Genomic DNA, 19,129 nt, shown 5'->3' on the forward strand with positions numbered 1-19,129 from the left:
TTGCATCGACTTTTTTAGTCAAATCAGCCAATAAAAAAGCCACAATAAAGTGGCTAGCTTTGAATTTTATTAGTTCTAATTTTTAAATGGCAAATCAATTCCTATGTCAGCATCATTCCAGATAATTTCGTGTCCTGAGGCGTAAAGCTCTGTCATTTTCTCTGTTGCATGACCTGCAAGTGTCTGCGCGGATTTTCCTGATTTTTTGTGCAAGAAAATTGCTAATGCGCGGATTTCATGGAAGCTTGGGAGTTGGCGACCGCTCAGTTCAGGATATGCATGTGCAGCTTTGCTGGCTTTGAGAAATTCTCTAGATACATATTGTGGTTCGAGCTGCGTCCAGTGCTCCTTGTATTGCGTGTGATTTTGGGTTTTACCTTTTGGAACACGGTGAATAATAAAAGGACTAGCGACTTTATCTTTGCATCGATCTAAAACACGTTTTAGCTCATTATTGATCTTAATACGTACATATCCAGCACCTTCTAATAATTCAAAGTCATCTTCTGGATCATCCGTTGTTTTCTCTTGGGCTACGTATAAATAGCCATCCTTGATATCGTCCCACTTCATATTAATGATATCGATTCGACGTTGAGTAGTAAGTAATGCTAGATCAATTGCATTTTTTAACCATTGTGGTGAGGCATCTCGAATTTTAGCCAGTCCTTCTATGGTATGACGCTTACGCTGTTTAATACGATATCGCTTAATAGTCTGAGCCGCGGGATTTTCGGTGACGAGCCCTTTGCTAATGGCCAAGTCAAAGATTTGAATGAGCAGGCTACGAGTTTCAATGCTTGTAGAAGCAGGTAAGCTATCAAGCAGTCTATTGACCATTAGTAAGGTAATTGAAGAAAGAGGGCGTTTATCCCATTTCTTACATTGTCCTAAACTATGTGTATAAGTCCTAATAGAGTTAGCTGCCAACGGTTTACCATCTTTTCTACGTTTTTCAGCCAAGAATTTTGTTGAGAATTCTCCAAAAGTAACCTCACCCATAACAGATGATACAAGGTCACCTGCTGGGATAAGCATGTCATTTAATTTTCGTGCAGCTGTAATTGCCTTGTTTTTGTCGGTACCCATACCATGGTATTTACCAGTTAATGGGTGACGATAGCGCCAAGTAGTACCTTTCCCGCGATATAGATTCGCAGGCAGATCCTTATTTCTCTTTGCGCGTGGGCGAGACATATTTAACTCCTAAGGACTTTATCTACTAAGTCATCGCCGGTTAGCTTAGTGTATGCAGTCCAATTGATATACCAAGTTTTTCGACTACCGAAGCCTTTTTGTTCAGCTGGAAGCTCACCACGTCGGCACATGCGTGTAATTGTCTGTGGAGCAGGCGGAGTACCATCTTCACCATAAACACGTTTAATAAACTCAGAAACTTTGATTAAACAAGTCACTACGACACCTCTCCCAAACTTTTGACCACTGACTCAGGCAGATCAAGACGACAATAAGCTTCGATTTCAGCATCGGTGGCGTGTGATAAATTGCAATGAAGCTCGCAAACTTTGCAATCCTTAAACTTAGCATCCTTATTCTTGTGTATTAAAAACTCAGAGCCATTATCAATATCTGAAATAATCCAGTATAGTTGATTATTCCATTTGCGTATTACAGGGTCGCCCACCTCAAAAATATTATGTTGGCGGCGGTACTCAAGTAATGCAGCATCATACTCATTACCCAAGCCCTGAAGCATAACCTTGGCTTTTTCATAACCAAGGCGCTTAATTATTATTTTATTCGCTTGCATCGGCTTGCTCCCCACGTAATTTAGACATCACATTTTCTTCATACCACACAGCAAATTTTTCAGAATCTTCTCTGGCGACAATCTTATTCTGTGCAACATTTTTACGATGATCTTCCTGAGATTCAGGCCATGCCAAACGATTACGATTGAAAAATTCTTGGGCAGATTCATACATTTGCCATTCGGCACAATCAGCTTGATCTAATGCTTCAAGTAACCAATCTTGAGCCACTTCAGGATCTTCGATGGCAGCACAAGCCATGGTTACAACAGCATTGTGGTGCATGGTGATTGCTTCGCATTGCTTAAGTTCATTAAGCTGCATCATGTAGACGTAAGCCGCAAGAGAGTCACCGCCAAGTTTTATGGTTTTACCATCCGCAACCGCTTTTACTAAAATTCGCTGCTGACGCTCAAACCACTCCCAACGTGCAGCAGGGGACATTTGATCTAAAGGTTTTGGTGCTTGATTTTTCATTTTTCTAATCCCGAATAGTTTTTCACTACCACCTCAATTAAGAGGTGGTGTATTGGTTATTGGTTGATCACGAACAAAATCCACCAGATTCAGCGATAGAATTTCTGTGCCCACAGGGTATGAATACTCGCCATTGTCTACATCATCCTGAGTAACAACATGATCAACTGAATAACTTGAGGTACCCAAAATCACACCATACCCAACATCTTGAAAATTACCGTCTCCATCTGGGTGAAACGAACCATCACCAAGCTGATCTTCAAAATAACTAACGGCTGACTCAGCTTCAATTTTGGCTTCAAGCAGGTTTTCGTGGCGCATGTAATTCCCGCAACCATCGTAGCTAAAAAAGCCATTTTTTCTATCTTGGTAAAGATCTTGAAGCATCTGCTCCTGAGCTGCTTGCCACATTTCCCAAACCATATTGAGAGTTTCATCATTAAAACCAAACTCATCATGCGACTTGTCAGTAAAATTGAAACCACGACCCTCTAATTCAACCAAGAAAGCCTTACGCTTCATTTCCTGACGTGCAGCTTCCATTTCACGTAGTGTTTCGATCATGCCGCCACCTCAATTTTTAATACGTACGTTTGGCCGCCACTGGTGAACTCAATAGACTTGCCGCTATCTAGTAAGTAGAGACCAACATCTTGCAGACTCTTGTCACTCAAGCCTGTTTTTGATCGAGCTCTACGTCGATCACAAGCAAGACAAGCATTTGTTTTGACTGAACGCTCTGACGTATTGCACTTTTCGCACGGCACAAGCGTTGAATAAGACTTAAGTCCTTTTTGCTCGGCTTCCTTGCGAAGCTGAAAATTCTCAAGACCACCAGTGGGCAGGTTAGGATTAAAGCTTGGTGCTTTACTACTATTGACTGCAGGTGTAATTTTTCCACCACTTGCTAAGTACTGAGCAATCGCGTCAGCATATCCTTGTTTTATTTGTGAGTTCATGCTGCCACCTTCTTAACTCGTACTACAAAACACTGACTACCTGCTGCAATCTTTGCATCAGCCTGCTTGTTTAAATCCTTAATAAATTCAAAACCCTTACGCAAATATGCGCGTAAAAACAGCGTGTATTGCTCTTTACCATTTTTACAAAGCTCACCAGTACCCATATTGATAAACACCGATTTACCTTTTGTGGACTTATATTCAATGCGATTACCACGTGGTGTACCCAAACGACCACCATTCACCAAGAACACAGTAAAAGGCTTTAACAACTCAGCATGTAAAACATCAGGACGCTGAGGCTCTACATCAAATTTATATTTCATTGACTTACCCTCATTTTTAAAAGGGCACACGTCTGACCGTGCGCCGTGTGTGGTTAACCTTGTTGCAGCTCATTTAATTTTTGGTTAGCCATACTGTTGAGCATGCGTTTTTCTTCTTGGTCTAGCTCTGCAAAATCAGGACTCATCGTAACGTCAAAGACATCTTGTTCACTTGTCGCACTTTGGATTTTCTCTACAGCGATTTCGTAGTAGCTATCATCAAACATGCTGATTTGATTTTCTAAGAATGTCTTACGCTCAGCGTAGGTAGACTTAACTTGATTCAAATGTTCAACAGTCATTTGACTAGATTGTGCGTTGATCGATGGGGCAATAGTTGTCTCTAAAACTTCAACTGTGGCAGCATCAGAAATCATTTTGGTTAAATTGGTGGCAATAGCTTGGCTCTTTGCTACATCCACCGTTTTAGGCTTGGTCAGTGTGGCCATTTTCTGATTAAGCGCCGTGTTAAGTTCTGCATGTTGGTCATCGCTGAATGTGCCATTGGCTGCAAATGTCGCTCGAATCTTGGTGAGTGCTTCTGGTGTCTGAGCAGCTTCAATCTGTTCTTTAAACTTAGTCACCTCTAAGGCAGTTTCATTGAACTGAAATGCCGTTGTTTCTTCTGCAGGTGTGAACTCTGCTTCGACTTGTTGAATGTTATCAATCAAATATTTACGATCCGCATCCGTTATTCTGTTATCAACATCAATTTCTTTGGCAACTTTAATAACATCCGCCCGAGTCGTAGCTGTATTTAGTGCTTTGGCATAAGTACGTCTAAGTTCGCGAGAAGTTGGTTTTTTCTCGATAGGTTGTTCTGGTTGCTGCTCGGTTTCGGGTTGAGGCTCAGGCTTTTTTGCTTCCACCACTTGCGTTGCCACAGCTTGGGTAGGATTAAACTTTTCACGCTGGGCACGTACAAGCTGCATAAGCTGTTTACGTTCTTCACTATTGTCATGATCCAGTGCTTGTTCTTCGCAGAAATCTAAATGAGCAGGGGATTTCACAGTTAAAATACTGTGCTTGATCATGGCGAAAGTTGGCTTAAGACTCTCTTCTTGTACCTGCTCTTGTGGTTGTTGCTCATGGTGCTGCTGCTGTGGTTGTTGGGCATAGACCGCAGGTTGATCGATTTGCTGTGGCTGTTGGTATGCTTCAATGTGAGGTGCATCATTCTCTACATGCTGATTATCTTCAACAGTGACAAAATCGCCATCGATTGTGATGTTTTTACCTTGTTCAGCAGCGTATGAAACATCCATTGCATTCGACATTTCAATGGATTGTGGCATGTATTTTAAGACTTGAAGTAAGGCAACCTTCTTGGCATAAGCTTCAAAGTGCTTTTTAGAATAGTGGTTAGATTGTAATGCAGGGACCACATTTTTCTTGAAGTGAGCATACACTTTTTTAACAGGCCACACCTCAATAACAGGCATTTCTGAATCTTTAACACGACCGATTGCATAAACATGGGTCAGTTTAGATTCTTCAAATTCGCCACATGGTTTATGTTTACAGTAAGGTGCATCGCCTAGCATGTAATCAAATTCATCACCTTCGTAAACAGCACCAGTCCAAACAGTGCAACGTCCGCCACGGTTCGCAAGATCAACAAGACCTTTCCATCCGGGAATAAAAGTACAAACACCTTTATAAGGCACTAAATAACCTTGGCCATTTACACCAGGTTCTAAACCAAGTTGAGAAGCTACAATAATGCTGGCAAAGATTGTTTTAGAGTCACATTGTTGCAAAGCTTTATTTTGACTAAATGCAGTTAAAGATAAGCGCACCATGCGATCTGCGTTAAGGTGCTTAGGTAAAGCCAATTCAAGCTGAGCTTTATGCTTTTGCATGAAAGCATTGAAAGAAGCAGCAGGGCTAGTTTGGCGAGTTTGTACTTGAGTATTCATATTATGTATTCCTATAAAAATTAAAAATCTAAAGCTTTGTTTACTAAATAATTTGGCAGTGAGATTTCTTCTAATTCGGTTGAGTAACCATCCCACTCATTGAGTAAAAGCGATTCGGCAAGGTTCTCTTTGGCTTGCTCGTAACGCTTAGCACCTACAGCAAGAAAAATGTCGTCTGCCTTGTACTGTTTGACGTTGAAAGGGGTACTACTTTCAACAACTAGAAAAAGGAAATCGGGTTTTTGCTCTGTGTTGTAATACTGCTGAAATCCCTCTTGGTACATGGCTGCACTGAGGTCATAGGCAAAATCAGCACACTTTTTAGAAAAGCCATGTGGACGTGCATCTGTGGTTGACTTCACATCCAAGATCAAGCCGTTTGGTAGGGCATGACATGGTGGAATATGAGAGTCAGGACGAATACGGAGTTGTAAGCCATATACAGGATCAGTAAAGAAAATACTCGCTTCATTTAAGCAGTAATTGTTCTGCATGACTTTGTATGAGCTTAAGCTGCGTAATTGCTCAGCAGCACGACAAGCGTTCTCAACTTGTTCTTGAGTCACAAGCATTTTGCCAACATTGGCAGCTTCCCATGCTTCGGCTTGTGCTTTGCCATCTTTGGTACGGCGGTTAAATTCAGGTGCAATAACAAACTCATCGTTAAAGCATTCAGGCTCTAAAAACATGGTGTGAATTAAGGTGCCAAAGTTCATAGCTGCTGAGCTTTCTTTTTTGGCTTCTTTGGTCACGTTGTTGACATAGAAGTGAGCACCAGAGCGAAGTAAGTCTTTAAGCTGGCTTGAGCTAAATTCAGGGCGACTGTGGTAAGCCTCATTGCTCATGCGCTCAACCATGTATGCCGTATTTAGCATTTGGGTCATAGCATTCATGATCAGCTCCCAAATACTGCAGTCAAAAGCAGCGTAATGACGAACCAAGACACGATTGCGATAAGTGCGAATAAGGCAAAATCAAGGATGTCGGCTTTAAGCTTTTGGAAGCGTGGTGAGCCTTGCTCAGTTGGCTTTGGCTCACGGTAGAGGATAGGGGTTGTTTGAGTTTTGTTCGTGTCAAACTCAGGCGTTTGACTGTTTTTGATTGTTTGTTGCATAATGATCTCGCAGTTTTCTGTAAAAGCTCCTGGCCGTCGAAAGTAAGGAGCTTTTTTGTTGTCTGTGATCATTATGTTCAATTAATTAAACAAATAAGTCAAGATTTTGTTTTGTTATTTGTGCATTAATTTGTTTTATAAATTGAACTTTAGGTATTGGTAGGTAAAAAAAACCCGCTGAAAGCGGGCTGTTAAATACAACAATTAAACTTAGGTAATCAAGCAGGTATTTTTTCTTCTTGTTTATTGGGAATAAACTCTTGATGAATATCATTCAAATACTTACTAGAGCTTTCCTGAGTCACTTCATATTCAAGATGTTTATTAATAAATTGTAATTTTGCTCTAGCGTTTGCAATAATTTCAGACCATGTCTTTGCCCATACTGTAATATTGTGCTGAGCAGAATCGTGAATCAAGCCTTTAGGTTTATTTCTTTGATTTGCTTCCTCTTCAGCATAAGGATCTAATTCATTTGAAACAGCTAAAAATGTCCATTTAGCTGGAACATTATTAAAACGTTCATCTGTGGCCACAGCTGTAGCATATTTTTTAATCTGTACTATTACATCATCATTAATTTTTTGTGATGGTCGCTTAAGTTCTACTACTAAGTAATCAAATTCACCTTGTCGAGTTTGATTTACCTTGCTTAACATTAGGTCAATACGACCAGTTCTACCATCTGATAGATGTACCGGATCTTCTCTTTCACCTAATTTTGAGAGATGCTTTTCTAGTACTGTTTCTAATCTTTCTTCTGATAGTGACAAGGCAAAATTTTCATCAAAAATCCATGCTTCTTTTTCTAGAATTTTGTGCAATTGGTCGCGCTCAGTAAAAATTTTCTTTGTGCCCTTATCAAATAGTAAATTTTCTAGACCATCGAGAAAGTTTAATCTATTAGCTACAATTGTTGCAGACGAAATAATGCATGAGAGAGAAGTATTATCTAAAAGTTCTGCCAATGTATCTTGCTCCTCTTTTTGTAGACCTAGTACTTCTGTGATAATTTTTTGTACAGATTCTGGATTTTCTGATATAGCTTGAGCAAGTAATTTAAACATAAATTTTTTAGATGTATGGTCTGTTTTTTTGAAATTTGGTAAAAAGTTTTGGATATTTATTGCTAAAATATCAAAAACATCCTTCTCAACTTTTTTTACTTCTGTAAGTGATGCGTCATCTTGATATGGATAGACTTTTTCTTCTTTCCATTGGTTAACTGCATCTTGATATTGGCTTGCTATTTTTGCACGGAAATGTCCTTGAATCGTTTCAATTGCTAGATCCAATATTTGGGTTAGCTCAATATCCATTTCAATCAAATCTTGTAGATTGGTTTGCTCACTTAATGCCTCAAAGTAAGCACTTTTAATATATGCTGTAAAATTAAAACCTTTAGCACGCAATTTTTGCTTAGGTTCATATTCAGCTAAAGAAATCCCTTTACTAGAACATAAATGGATTTTTCTATCAGTATCTAAAGCCCATTCTACGATTACAAGTTTGATAGTTTGATCGGTGATATCCTGAAAATGTTCAGAAATATCATACTCTTTTTTACTTATTTGAAAGTCTTTTGGATTAATATTCTGCCCATTTATTGACAGGTTTAAATTAGATGACTCTGATAAATAAACTGCAAACTTCTTACTAATTTCACGTGTGAATTTATCACTAACAAGCTCATTAGCTTTTTTATGATATAGATTTGAAATTGTTACAGATGTACCACAAATGCTCGTCTGAGAAGTCTCAGTATCAGTTGTTTGAAACTCTTCTAGATTATTGTCATTACCAATGATTTTATAACTACTTATTTTTTCTTGGTTCGTTAATGGATCAATACTTTTGTATGTGGTTTTCCATTCTACCCGAGCACCTAAACTAAAAGCTTTAAAACGTCCCTTACCATTTTGACCATGTAAAGGGTGATGATAATTCTTTTTTTTAGATTTTTTCCAAGAATCACCAATACTACTAAAATATAATTCAGCTTCTTCTAAGGTGATACCATTGCCATAGTCAGTAACAACAATAGACTCAATCCCTTCAGCTTCTGTTAATTTATATGAAATTTCTACTTTATTTGATGATGCATCAAAACCATTCCAAATAAGTTCTGAAATAGCGTTAACTGCACTAGCCTTAGTCAATGTACTAATGTGATCTGCAGTAGCAACAATCTTCAATGGTTTAAGCTTATTCGTTTGCATTAAATCCCCCTTCCAAACATAAATAAAAAATTAATACTTAAATTCTCTATGATGCTGTACAACGACACCAATAATAGAAATTTCGATTTGTAATGAGTTATACGTAGGAAAATCGGAATTTAATGGTACAAGCTCAACAATATCTACGCCATGTTCGTTTACACCTATGACGCGGTACTTTTTAAAGGTAGTAAGAGCTGAACCGTGTTGCAGTTCTTGAGCTACCACTAAAGAGCCGGGTACAGGTTTTTTTGCCGCATCAACTATAATTTGATCACCGGGCATAAATTCAGGTGCCATACTCATTCCATCAATGATTAATGAAAAGATGGCCTTGGGATCTGTACCTTGATAAGTAGTACAAGTTTCTCCTTTAGGATTAACACCGTCATAAACGACTTCACGCCATAGTCCAGCTTGAACAAAATCTAAAACAGGGATGACTCTTAATGGTGTTTTGCAAGGTTTTACATTGTCAAAATTTTCAAACGTCAGTTCATTTTGATAATTCTGTGTTGAACTGCCAGCTAGCAACCATTGAGCATTAGTTTTAAGGGCTCGACAAACAGAATCTAGATGTTTGGCACTAGGGCTATTAGTCCCATTAAACCAACCAGAAACAGTTCCGCGAGATGCTCCGGTGAATCGAACAAGGTCTGCCTGTGAAATGTTCAATTCGGACATTCTTAATCTAATACGGTCAGATACTGTTTGTTGCATTTAATTAACCTCTACATATGTTCAAAATTATGAACACTCGAATTGACAATTACCTGAACATAATGTTCAATTGATTGATCAATTTTGTTTAGGTAATAAAACATGACGGTTATTCAGTTACTGGTTTTTTATAAAGTTCAAAATAAATCTAAGTTAGCTAAAAAACTCAATGTATGTAGATCAACAATTACAGGATGGGAAAAAAATGGAATCCCACCTCGTACCCAAGCAACTTTTGAAGTTTTAACGAATGGCAAGTTAAAGGCTGATCGACAAGCCCTAGCACCATAGGAAATCTTATGAGCCTCGAAAAAGAAGACCTACGCTTAAAGATGTTGCCAGACATGATGGAGCGTTTACGCCTCATTGCGGACGTTCATGGTAAAGAATACTCACATCAGGCGGTCATCCTCTTAGAAAAAGCAATCATGGGTGAATTCCATGAAGTCAGTTTAATGCTCGAACGAGCAAATAAAAATAGATTGAAAAGGGAGAGTCTGGGCTTGGTGGGTAACATCGAGACAGACTTGGGCAATACACAAATCGTAGATATGAAAAAAGCCTGATCTAGTGGAATCAGGCTTTTTATATTCACATACGGCAAGGCATAGAATATGAAATCGAATTTAGCACAAGAAATAAGCGAAGCGCAAGGGAAGTTAGTGAGCTTTCCAAAAAGAGAAGAATTCATATCCCTAGCTAAAAAAGAAGATGGGCATACCAAGATGCCTAATTATTTAGTGGATGACAATTACGTTGCTCAAATGACCGGTAATGCTCTGAAATGCTACACAGTGATTAACCGCTTTACTGAGGGCTTTCATCGTAAAAATTGGGCCATTGATTCCACGTTCTTGATGGAAAAAACAGGCATTAAAAAACCACATACTGTGTACGGTGCAGTGAAGCAATTAGAAGATATGGGCTTGCTCAGTGTACAGCGTCAAGATGGTCAAACCAGTAAATTTACCATCACTAACCCATGCCGAAAAACGGCACTGCCTATAAACGGCACCACTGCCGATAATGGGCATAGGGGTAGTGCCGATAAACGGCAGGGGGGTAGTGCCGAAAATGGGCACACTAAGAAAGAAACAAATAAAAAAGAAAATATTAAAGAAAAAAAAGAGAGAGGGATTTCTGCTGAAAAATTGGAAGAAGAATTATTTTCTGAGTATCTCGCTGAGCATACAGATCCAATTTCTTTGAAATTACTTTCCCGTATTCAAGTCAGCCTACCTGCTGATCTACGAGCACAAGCTGAAAAACTTAATCCTGAATTACCAAGTGATCTGATCACGGCGGAAATCAAAGGATTTGCTCAGTGGTCACTGACTCGTAATCCGGTCACGCCACAAACTTGGATGAACTACTGGATTCGTCGTATTCAAAATTTAAAAGGCTCGAATTCGAGAGGATTAAAACCTCAGGCTGAATCAAAACAACCTCAGGCTAAAAAATTCACCGGTCTGTCAGACAGCCAATGCAACGTGTTTGCAAGCAAGATCTGCGCTGATGAAAATTTTGGATCGCAATACGCTGAGATTGGTGAAACACAAAGACAATTCGTATCACGCATCACTGAAAAACTAAAAGACCCTGCTCAAGTACTTGAGTGGGCTGACTACCTGCGCGCCGTGGGTTTTGAGGGGAATCTAGGAGAACAAGCATGAGTTTAATTCAACGTGTGGGCAGTCAGGGACTCGCTGAGTTGGTTCTGAGCAAGGTCTGTACCACGGCCAAAGATGCCAATTGCTATCTGCCCGATTTTAAAGCCTATGGGCATGTGATGGACGGTAACTTGTACTGGTACCACGAAGAAATGCGTCAGTACATCCAGTATGCACCTGAGGGCTATGCCGATGATCTGATTGTGATGCTCAATGATCTTGCCGATGAATTAAAACAGGTGGTGGCATGAATCAGAAAATTTTAGATCCTTGCTGTGGCTCACGCATGATGCATTTTGATCGTCAAAATCCAAATGTACTGTTTGGTGATATTCGTACTGAGCAACACGTTCTGTGTGACGGTCGTACTTTGGATGTGGCTCCTGATGTTGAACTCGATTTCCGTGATATGCCGTTTGCCGATGGTCAATTCAAATTGGTCGTGTTTGATCCACCGCATTTGATCAACGCCGGTGATCAATCTTGGTTGGCACTCAAATACGGAAAACTGCAAAACGATTGGCGTGAAGATCTACGCCGTGGTTTTGCAGAGTGCTTTCGAGTCTTGGCCAATGATGGCGTTTTGATTTTTAAGTGGAATGAAACACAGATCAAAGTGAGTGAGATTTTAGCGCTGACGGATCAAAAGCCGGTGTTTGGCCATATCAGTGGAAAACGTGCCAATACGCATTGGATCACGTTTATGAAGCTTGGTGGTGAAGCATGATCAATCCAAGTACAGCTAAACGATTAGCCAAGCGCCGTGGAGTAGTTCGCTACCATGGTAAACCGTGCAAGAAATGCTCTAACACTGAGCGCTACACGGCGAATAGTTCATGTGTGCATTGCAACTTGGCTGCTGTCAAAAAGCGTTATGCGGTGGGGGGCAAAGTGAATAAAGATCAATTTAGCGAAGTTGAAACACTCAAGCGCAGATTAAAAGACTTAAATCGTGAGTTATTTCATACACGAAACTTGGCTGAGAACTTGCGAGAAGAAAATAAGCAATTAACTGAAATGAATCAGCGTTACAAAGGGAAGTTGCAAGAACAGCAAGATCACATTGCTGCTTTAAAAGACACGATGCAGTCGGCAATGAATCAGTCTGATGAGTGGACCAGTGCTTATAAGATTCTTAGTGCAGGGTTGGGTGAAGGTGATTTATGACAACAATGTCACTCGCCACTTATCACGCTTTGCATGGCAAGGATGTTAAGCAAGGCAAAGGTAAGCCAAAACGCTCTAAATTCAACAACACGGCGGTTGAAGTTGATGGAATGAAGTTTGATAGCGTTAAGGAGCATAAACGCTATATCGAGCTTAAAGCGCGTTCTCAGCGTGGGGAAATTCAAGAGTTAAAGTGTCAGGTCAAATTTGAGTTGGCACCCAAGGTAAAAATTGAAGGGGAAAGGAGGGCAAAACCTGCGCTCAGATACTTTGCAGATTTTACATATATCGAAAATGGGGTGCTTGTTGTTGAAGATGTGAAGTCAGCAGTCACACGAAAATTAGCAAGCTATCGTAATAAAAAACACTTAATGAAGTCGGTTCACGGCGTAGATATTAAAGAAGTTTAAATACAGGTTTTAGAGGGTAAATAGGATGAATGCAGCAGTACAACAGCAACACATTTTACAGGCAACAGATTGGTCTAAATACAGCTTTGAGAATTGGGCACGTCAGCTTGGTGCTTGGATTAATGGGGATAACGAGACAATGACTCGTATTGTAAAAACCATGCCAACCAAGCGCGTTACCCAAGAGCAACGTGAAAAATTAATGGCAGCATACATGGGGGATGAATCTCTTATTGATCGCTTATGTGTTAAACGCCGTGGCACATGCTGTCAACTGGATAATAATGAAGCCCGAGCGATTCATAAAATCTTTTTAGACTTAAATGCAATTGATGATGAGATTGTGGAAGAATGGGTGGGTACGGTTTGGTCGCATTATGTGATGGATAATTCTATTCGTGAAATTGCCACAAGCAATGACACACATATTGCACAGATTCAACAAGACATTAAGTGTGGCTTGGCTTTTATTAAATCGCGCTATCCGCATTTTAAGTTTGATAAATTTACTAAGAAGGATTTGAGTGAAAAATGTGCTTGACGTGTATATACGGGGTATGCGATATTTGTGCTACAGTGATCGAAGTGTAAGTAAGTTGCACTAGATCAGAAAGAAGCTCACCCATAGGTGGGCTTTTTTATTGCCTGAAATTCTATAAACCAAAACAAGGAGATCATTATGTGTGATGCTGACGGTTTGGGTTAATTAATTGATTAGCTGCGCTAGGCACCGCGAAAGAGTGTACAACCCATGCAGTTCATCGAGCATGAATAGGATATGCAGGAAAGTGAAATCAGATTTGGGGGTGATGTCCCGCCAAAAAAAAGAGATATTGAAACCGAAAATTGATTAGTAGTGTGCCTATTCACTGGCAATCAAAGTAGGGAGTAGCCATGGACCACAGCATGGATCTTCTGTGGTGATCATTCTAGGAAGTGATGCAAATTAACTTAAATCCTTTTTTAACCACGAGTTTGAAAAGATTTAGTTGGTTTGAGGTAGGACTCTGCATCATTTAACTAGAGTGATTTAACTACAAACGTCGGACAATATTATGAGTAATTCGGAACATAAAGTATTACAACCACATGAACAGCGTGTAGTCGAAGAACGTGATCAATTAAAAGATCGCTTAGATAAGTTGCGTGATTTTTTGCAAAAAGGTCAGCCAAAATTTATTGATGAAAAAAATTGGGCTTTATTGAATGAACAGTGTGATGCAATGAATTGGTATTACACGATTCTTGATAGTCGTATTGAGTTATTTTAAAAGAAAAACTATATCAAGGCGAATTAGACAAACAGTTTTAATTTCCCTGAGCTCTTAGAAATAAGAGCTTTTTGCCGAACGGATTACGGCACATAAAACCCTGCTGATTCTAGATACTCAGCAGGGTTTTTCTTTTCTTATTTTATTGTGAGATTGATATGCGTTTATCTCGGATCGCTTTTGGTTTGGCTGCGGCACAAATGACGGCAGCAGCGGAAAATTTAGGTGCTACTCTTCGCGCAATGCAAATCACAACTCAAGCAGGCAATGCCAAGCAAAATCGTGTAAGTCAGAAGAAGCGTCGTTTAAAGGCACGCCAAACAGGTAACTACAAATGAAAAAACATTGTCTTATTGGTTTGCTGTTAGCTGTAGGTCTTATTGGTTGTTCGCGTGAGGCTCAGGTCGCATCTCGTAACTTATCTCATGCTGCTGATAATTTTCAGATTGATCGTCGTATTGTTTTTTATAACGGCATCACAGGTGATTACGTTTTGACGATTGAGGGCAAGTGTTCTTTTGAGCCTGTGGGTGAGAGAAAGGTGGATGTAACCTGTAAAACAGGTGAATCGGAATTTAAGAAACACTCGCTAGGTATCTCGGATAATGTGACATATTTCTCCGAGCAACTTAATGCAAAAGGCGTAAGCGTTTATCAGTATAAAGTGGACTTTCGTCCAACCACGATTGTGCCAGATGTTGATTTAAAAGTTCCTCGTTAGTGATTTAGCAACGTTTCCTCGGTTGGTTTATATGGCTTATATCGTTGTAACAATTATTGGATTCTTAATTGGCTATGTCCTGTGCTTTAAGCATTTTCGACATGACATTACGCAAGGCAAGCTAATTAAGTTTGGCAATAGCGTCTATGTTGCATCAAAGAAGCAACTAGAAAAGTAGGTGCAATATGGTTGATAAAGTTGAAGCTCGTAAAAACTTAAACAATGCTGAAATGGTTGAAGCTGTTTTGGCTCATCTATTAAACAATTACGGTGGTAATGCTGAGAGTTTTCTTCGCGCCACTAAAAACGAATTACAAAACACGCGAAAGCGGATTGATGGATTAAAGGCTGTACTTAAGTAGGTGATGTATGTCCGCCGATCCAAACAATTACCCCAAGGCCCCACACAAGAAAAAACCACGCAATAAACCATTGCCCAAGGCAAAGCAATCTTACTTAGAAGCTGAAGAAACACTATTTCAGCAGTTGCAAGAGTTTGGCATTGGTTATGAACGAAAGTTTCAACCATTGCATACAAAGAATTGGCGTTTTGATTTCCATATTGTGAGATTAAAACTTCTGATAGAGATTGCAGGTAGTCCTTGGTCGGTGGGTCGTGGTGGTAAAAAGATCGCAAATTCATTTAATAAGTATGGGCTTGCTGAAGATATGGGTTTTGAGGTTATACGTTTTGACCCACCCACCATTGAGTCAGGCGAAGTGATTAACTGGATTCAACGTCGGTTAGTGAGATTAGAAGATGGACAAACAATTCAGACCATTCCCACCGACTGAACTTATAGATCAAGCCGAGCAAGAAGAAGCAATTCGCTTGGCACCTGCACCTGAACTTAAGGAATGGGTTGTTAAAAATTGGCTGACCGTTGGTGGTGAACTTCACAATCCTGATCACGATCATATTGCTGAGTTACTACACGACAATGAGGAATTTCTTGCGTTCGCATGGGCTTCATCTGCCGCCGTGTCTAAAAAGCGCATGGTGCTTGGTCAATGTGAAAAAGTGATGTTTAACCAAGGCGGGTGGAAAAAGGCACGCCAAGAGCAGCAAATGCGAGATTGGTTTGGCTTTATACCTCAATACTTAATCACGATTGATGCAACGTATTGTGAGCAAGCTAATGATCGTGATTTTTGCCGACTCATTGAGCATGAGTTGTATCACATCGGCGTAGAGCGTGACGAAGATGGCGAAGTCATCTATAGCGACCATACAGGCTTACCCAAGCATTACTTGGCTGGGCATGATGTCGAAGTGTTCTTTGGTGAGATTCGTCAACACGGCGTTGATAGTTCAGTACAACGACTATTAGAAATTGCGAAGAATGCACCATTCGCATCAGAAACAAATATTGCTGCGTGCTGTGGGAACTGTGTAGTTGGTTAATTTTTTTGCCCACCCTGTTGGACGTAGCATGACAAAGGGGTATTTATGGCGGCACTTAAAGAGCCTGTGAAAATCTTTATAGTTCAGTCTCTTGCTTGCTTTGAAACACCTCAACAGGTAGCTGATGCTGTCCAACAAAGATTTGGCATAGAGATTGATCGAAGACAGTGCGAGGGTTATGACCCTACAAAGTTTTCAGGCAGAAATCTAAGCAAAAAATTGACAGAGTTATTTCATCAAACGCGCAAGGATTTTCGAGAAAATATCGACGATATTGCAATTGCTAATAAAGCCTTTCGACTTCGAGAACTTCAAAAGATGTATGAGGATTCAGGTCGAAATAAACGAGCTAAGCAAAATCTATTAAAGCAAGCATTCCAAGAAACTGATGGTCGAGTGACGAAACAAGAAATCACTGGTGCCAATGGTGGCCCAATAGAATCAATTAACGCAAACGTGCCACTTGAGAGCTATAAAAAGGCGCGGGAGCAGATATTAGATGAGTATTGATCCAGCACGCGAACTTGCTTTGCAGATTGAAGCACAAGAAGACCTTTATTTTTTCACACGCTATATGTTTAAAGAGCGTCGAAAATATAAGTGGATGCACAACTGGCATCATCGAGAGCTTTGTGATGCCCTGATGCGCGTGTATCGCGGTGAAGTAAATCGCTTAATCATCAATATTCCACCACGTTACTCAAAAACAGAAATCGCCGTGATTAATTTCATGGCATGGTGCTTTGGCAAAGTGCCTGATTGTGAATTTATTCATATCAGTTACTCGGCAACATTAGCAACCAATAACGCATTTCAGACCCGTAACTTGGTGCAAGAGCCTGCGTTTAAGCGCGTCTTTCCTAATCTAAAGCTACGTGATGATAGTAAAGCTAAAGATGATTGGCGCACTGTGGCAGGTGGCGTGTGTTATGCACAAGGTACAGGCGGTACGATCACGGGTTTTGGTGCGGGTAAGATTCGTAAAGAGTTCGGTGGTGCCATTGTTATTGATGACCCACACAAAGCTGCTGAGGCAAGTTCTGACACAATCCGAGGCAACGTAATCGAGTGGTTTCAAAACACACTTGAGTCACGTACCAACTCACCAAACACGCCAATCATTGTGATTATGCAGCGATTGCATGAGCATGACCTTTCAGGTTGGTTGCTGGATGGTGGGAATGGTGAAGAATGGGAGCATTTATGCCTGTCTGCTGTACAAGAGGATGGCACGGCGTTATGGCCTGAAAAACATAGCATAGAGCGTTTAAAGCAGATGGAAGATGCTGCGCCTTATGTATTTTCGGGTCAGTATCGACAATTGCCGTCACCGCCTGCAGGTGGTTTCTTCAAACCGGATCGCATTGAGATTGTAGATGCATTGCCAAATAACATCTTAAAAGAAGTGCGTGCATGGGATTTAGCTGCATCTGAAAACGAAGGGGATTGGACTGCTGGGCCACGAATGTTTAAGACACCGGATAATCAAATTTATATCGTTGATATGGTGCGTGGTCGTTGGGGGCCTGATGGTGTGGAAAACACGATTAAGCAGACTGCACAAATGGATGGTCGCGCCGTGATGATTCGATTACCGCAAGATCCAGGTCAAGCAGGTAAATCACAGGCTAAAAACTTCATCACCATGCTGTCAGGCTTTAATGTTAAGGCTGAAGCAGTATCAGGTGACAAAATCACAAGGGCACAGCCATTTGCTGCACAGGTCAACATTGGCAACGTCAAAATGCTACGTGGCGATTGGAATAAGGAATTAATCAAAGAGCTGCGTGTGTTCCCAAACGGTGTGCATGACGACCAAGTAGATGGTTTAAGTGATGCTTTTAATGAATTAAATGAAGCACCACAAGTCACCAGTATTGATCTCCCAATGTTTGGATTCTAATTATGAGTATTAAAAAGACACACGCTGATTACGATAAACACATCAAAACTTGGGAAAAATTAGATGATGTGTGTGGTGGTCAAGAAGTTATTAAAGCAGCAGGGCAACAGTATTTAAAACTGCCTGCGCTATTTAAAAGCAATAAAGATCCTGATGGAAAAGATCGTTATACAGAATACTTGCATCGCGCCGTGTTTCCCGGTGTGACTTCTCGCACATTGGCAAGTCATATTGGTTTGGCCTTTGGTAAAACACCGGTATTTAATCGACCAGATGCGCTTGAATACTTAGAGCGCAATGCAGATGGTGCAGGGCGTTCTATCTGGCAAACTGCACAACGTGCCACACGGCTTGTAAGTCGCAATTATCGCTGTGGTATTTATGTGGATTACCCAAGCGTAGCACCAAGCAGAACCAAAGCCGAGGAAAGTCAAAGAGGTGCTTTCCCAATGATTCATGTGATTGCAGCTAAAAATATCCTAGATTGGGATTATGTTTTGGTGGGTAATCAGAAGAAGTTGAGCTTTGTAAAGCTGCTTGAGTCTGTAAAAGTCCGTAAAGGTTTTGATGTTGAAGTGTCGGATCAGTATCGAATCTTGCAGCTTGAAGATGCAGGTCAAGGTGATTTGGTTTATACCGTTCAGGTTTATGCGAAGAATGAAAAAGGCGAATTTGTAGAGGGCCATAAATTTATTCCGACAGACTACAACGGTGCGCCGTGGGATTACATTCCTTTTAGCTTTTGTGGTGCCATGGATAACTCAGATGAGATTGGTACTGCACCATTGTATGAGCTTGGTGCACTTGAGTTGTCTTACTACTCAACCACGGCGGATGTTGAAGAATCAGCGTTCATTGTGGGACAGCCTACGCTTTGCTTACCGGGTATCACGAAAGAGCAATATGACATGGTAAAAGAATCGGGTGCAGGCGTGGGTAGTCGCTCAGGTTTGCCGTGTGATGCCAAGATTGTTCAAGCTGACAAAAACGGTTTGGCTTATGAGCGTATGCAAGATAAGTGGAATCAAATGAAAGAGCTTGGTGCACGACTGATTGAGGTTGGATCTGCA

Annotated in this window: 29 protein-coding genes; 17 read left to right on the forward strand and 12 right to left on the reverse strand. The window is 40.5% G+C overall.

All coding sequences use genetic code 11. The features are described from left to right. Nucleotides 1-75: 75 nt before the first annotated feature. The 12 genes from Q0017_RS06605 to Q0017_RS06660 all read right to left on the reverse strand — a co-directional run bounded on the left by Q0017_RS06605 (nt 76) and on the right by Q0017_RS06660 (nt 9,512). Nucleotides 76-1,197, reverse strand: a complete 1,122-nt coding sequence (locus tag Q0017_RS06605) for a phage integrase Arm DNA-binding domain-containing protein (protein ID WP_298144317.1) — start codon at nt 1,195-1,197, stop codon at nt 76-78. Between the two features lie 2 nt (nt 1,198-1,199). Beyond that, nucleotides 1,200-1,415 carry a hypothetical protein gene (locus Q0017_RS06610; protein ID WP_298144320.1) on the reverse strand — a complete coding sequence of 72 codons (216 nt, stop codon included), beginning with the start codon at nt 1,413-1,415 and terminating at the stop codon, nt 1,200-1,202. Next, a complete protein-coding gene (locus tag Q0017_RS06615) occupies nt 1,415-1,771 on the reverse strand; it encodes a hypothetical protein (protein WP_298144323.1) in 357 nt (118 codons plus the stop codon). The genes Q0017_RS06610 and Q0017_RS06615 overlap by 1 nt, the downstream gene beginning before the upstream one ends. After that, nucleotides 1,758-2,249 carry a hypothetical protein gene (locus Q0017_RS06620; protein ID WP_298144324.1) on the reverse strand — a complete coding sequence of 164 codons (492 nt, stop codon included), beginning with the start codon at nt 2,247-2,249 and terminating at the stop codon, nt 1,758-1,760. Before Q0017_RS06620 ends, Q0017_RS06615 begins: the two co-directional genes overlap by 14 nt. A 33-nt stretch (nt 2,250-2,282) precedes the next feature. Beyond that, complete coding sequence (locus Q0017_RS06625; protein WP_298144326.1) at nt 2,283-2,816, reverse strand: hypothetical protein; 534 nt, start codon at nt 2,814-2,816, stop codon at nt 2,283-2,285. Continuing rightward, nucleotides 2,813-3,211 carry a hypothetical protein gene (locus Q0017_RS06630; protein ID WP_298144329.1) on the reverse strand — a complete coding sequence of 133 codons (399 nt, stop codon included), beginning with the start codon at nt 3,209-3,211 and terminating at the stop codon, nt 2,813-2,815. Before Q0017_RS06630 ends, Q0017_RS06625 begins: the two co-directional genes overlap by 4 nt. Then, nucleotides 3,208-3,540, reverse strand: coding sequence for a hypothetical protein (locus Q0017_RS06635; RefSeq protein ID WP_298144331.1), 333 nt, complete (start codon nt 3,538-3,540; stop codon nt 3,208-3,210). The genes Q0017_RS06630 and Q0017_RS06635 overlap by 4 nt, the downstream gene beginning before the upstream one ends. Before the next feature lie 53 nt (nt 3,541-3,593). Continuing rightward, nucleotides 3,594-5,459 (reverse strand): recombinase RecT, encoded by a 1,866-nt coding sequence (locus Q0017_RS06640; protein WP_298144333.1) that lies wholly within the window; start codon nt 5,457-5,459, stop codon nt 3,594-3,596. 20 nt (nt 5,460-5,479) lie between these two features. Further along, complete coding sequence (locus Q0017_RS06645) at nt 5,480-6,352, reverse strand: PD-(D/E)XK nuclease-like domain-containing protein (RefSeq protein ID WP_298144335.1); 873 nt, start codon at nt 6,350-6,352, stop codon at nt 5,480-5,482. Nucleotides 6,353-6,354: 2 nt separating this feature from the next. Then, nucleotides 6,355-6,573, reverse strand: coding sequence for a hypothetical protein (locus Q0017_RS06650; protein WP_298144337.1), 219 nt, complete (start codon nt 6,571-6,573; stop codon nt 6,355-6,357). Between the two features lie 218 nt (nt 6,574-6,791). Continuing rightward, complete coding sequence (locus Q0017_RS06655) at nt 6,792-8,792, reverse strand: ATP-binding protein (RefSeq protein WP_298144339.1); 2,001 nt, start codon at nt 8,790-8,792, stop codon at nt 6,792-6,794. 30 nt (nt 8,793-8,822) lie between these two features. Beyond that, nucleotides 8,823-9,512, reverse strand: a complete 690-nt coding sequence (locus tag Q0017_RS06660) for a S24 family peptidase (protein ID WP_298144342.1) — start codon at nt 9,510-9,512, stop codon at nt 8,823-8,825. Nucleotides 9,513-9,614: 102 nt separating this feature from the next. Between Q0017_RS06660 and Q0017_RS06665 the strand changes: the two genes are divergently transcribed. From Q0017_RS06665 to Q0017_RS06745, 17 genes are all read left to right on the forward strand, one after another. Beyond that, a complete protein-coding gene (locus tag Q0017_RS06665; protein ID WP_298144345.1) occupies nt 9,615-9,803 on the forward strand; it encodes a Cro/CI family transcriptional regulator in 189 nt (62 codons plus the stop codon). Between the two features lie 8 nt (nt 9,804-9,811). Next, nucleotides 9,812-10,078: a hypothetical protein gene (locus Q0017_RS06670; RefSeq protein ID WP_298144348.1), complete on the forward strand. Its 267-nt coding sequence runs from the start codon at nt 9,812-9,814 to the stop codon at nt 10,076-10,078. Between the two features lie 48 nt (nt 10,079-10,126). Then, on the forward strand, nt 10,127-11,185 hold the full coding sequence (locus tag Q0017_RS06675) for a replication protein (protein WP_298144351.1): 1,059 nt from the start codon (nt 10,127-10,129) through the stop codon (nt 11,183-11,185). Then, nucleotides 11,182-11,433 (forward strand): hypothetical protein, encoded by a 252-nt coding sequence (locus Q0017_RS06680; protein WP_298144354.1) that lies wholly within the window; start codon nt 11,182-11,184, stop codon nt 11,431-11,433. The genes Q0017_RS06675 and Q0017_RS06680 overlap by 4 nt, the downstream gene beginning before the upstream one ends. Further along, complete coding sequence (locus tag Q0017_RS06685) at nt 11,430-11,909, forward strand: class I SAM-dependent methyltransferase (protein ID WP_298144358.1); 480 nt, start codon at nt 11,430-11,432, stop codon at nt 11,907-11,909. The genes Q0017_RS06680 and Q0017_RS06685 overlap by 4 nt, the downstream gene beginning before the upstream one ends. After that, nucleotides 11,906-12,349 (forward strand): hypothetical protein, encoded by a 444-nt coding sequence (locus tag Q0017_RS06690; RefSeq protein WP_298144361.1) that lies wholly within the window; start codon nt 11,906-11,908, stop codon nt 12,347-12,349. The genes Q0017_RS06685 and Q0017_RS06690 overlap by 4 nt, the downstream gene beginning before the upstream one ends. Next, the gene (locus Q0017_RS06695) at nt 12,346-12,759 is read left to right on the forward strand and encodes a DUF1064 domain-containing protein (RefSeq protein WP_298144364.1); all 414 of its coding nucleotides are present in this window, start codon (nt 12,346-12,348) and stop codon (nt 12,757-12,759) included. Before Q0017_RS06690 ends, Q0017_RS06695 begins: the two co-directional genes overlap by 4 nt. Before the next feature lie 25 nt (nt 12,760-12,784). Then, nucleotides 12,785-13,300, forward strand: coding sequence for a hypothetical protein (locus tag Q0017_RS06700; protein WP_298144367.1), 516 nt, complete (start codon nt 12,785-12,787; stop codon nt 13,298-13,300). Between the two features lie 514 nt (nt 13,301-13,814). After that, nucleotides 13,815-14,030 carry a hypothetical protein gene (locus Q0017_RS06705; protein ID WP_298144372.1) on the forward strand — a complete coding sequence of 72 codons (216 nt, stop codon included), beginning with the start codon at nt 13,815-13,817 and terminating at the stop codon, nt 14,028-14,030. Nucleotides 14,031-14,188: 158 nt separating this feature from the next. Beyond that, on the forward strand, nt 14,189-14,368 hold the full coding sequence (locus Q0017_RS06710) for a hypothetical protein (protein WP_298144375.1): 180 nt from the start codon (nt 14,189-14,191) through the stop codon (nt 14,366-14,368). After that, a complete protein-coding gene (locus Q0017_RS06715) occupies nt 14,365-14,751 on the forward strand; it encodes a hypothetical protein (RefSeq protein WP_298144377.1) in 387 nt (128 codons plus the stop codon). Before Q0017_RS06710 ends, Q0017_RS06715 begins: the two co-directional genes overlap by 4 nt. A gap of 185 nt (nt 14,752-14,936) precedes the next feature. Further along, nucleotides 14,937-15,113, forward strand: a complete 177-nt coding sequence (locus Q0017_RS06720) for a hypothetical protein (protein WP_298144380.1) — start codon at nt 14,937-14,939, stop codon at nt 15,111-15,113. A gap of 7 nt (nt 15,114-15,120) precedes the next feature. Continuing rightward, entirely contained in the window at nt 15,121-15,546 is a 426-nt protein-coding gene (locus Q0017_RS06725; protein ID WP_298144383.1) for a hypothetical protein, read from the forward strand. Beyond that, a complete protein-coding gene (locus Q0017_RS06730) occupies nt 15,512-16,156 on the forward strand; it encodes a putative metallopeptidase (protein ID WP_298144387.1) in 645 nt (214 codons plus the stop codon). Before Q0017_RS06725 ends, Q0017_RS06730 begins: the two co-directional genes overlap by 35 nt. 45 nt (nt 16,157-16,201) lie before the next feature. Further along, nucleotides 16,202-16,666, forward strand: a complete 465-nt coding sequence (locus tag Q0017_RS06735) for a DUF2280 domain-containing protein (protein ID WP_298144390.1) — start codon at nt 16,202-16,204, stop codon at nt 16,664-16,666. Beyond that, on the forward strand, nt 16,656-18,059 hold the full coding sequence (terL, locus tag Q0017_RS06740; protein ID WP_298144393.1) for a phage terminase large subunit: 1,404 nt from the start codon (nt 16,656-16,658) through the stop codon (nt 18,057-18,059). Before Q0017_RS06735 ends, terL begins: the two co-directional genes overlap by 11 nt. A gap of 2 nt (nt 18,060-18,061) precedes the next feature. Continuing rightward, the coding region (locus Q0017_RS06745) for a DUF4055 domain-containing protein (RefSeq protein WP_298144398.1) at nt 18,062-19,129 on the forward strand (1,068 nt) is incomplete at its 3' end.

The sequence above is a fragment of the uncultured Acinetobacter sp. genome (assembly GCF_947624825.1).
Taxonomy (GTDB): domain Bacteria; phylum Pseudomonadota; class Gammaproteobacteria; order Pseudomonadales; family Moraxellaceae; genus Acinetobacter.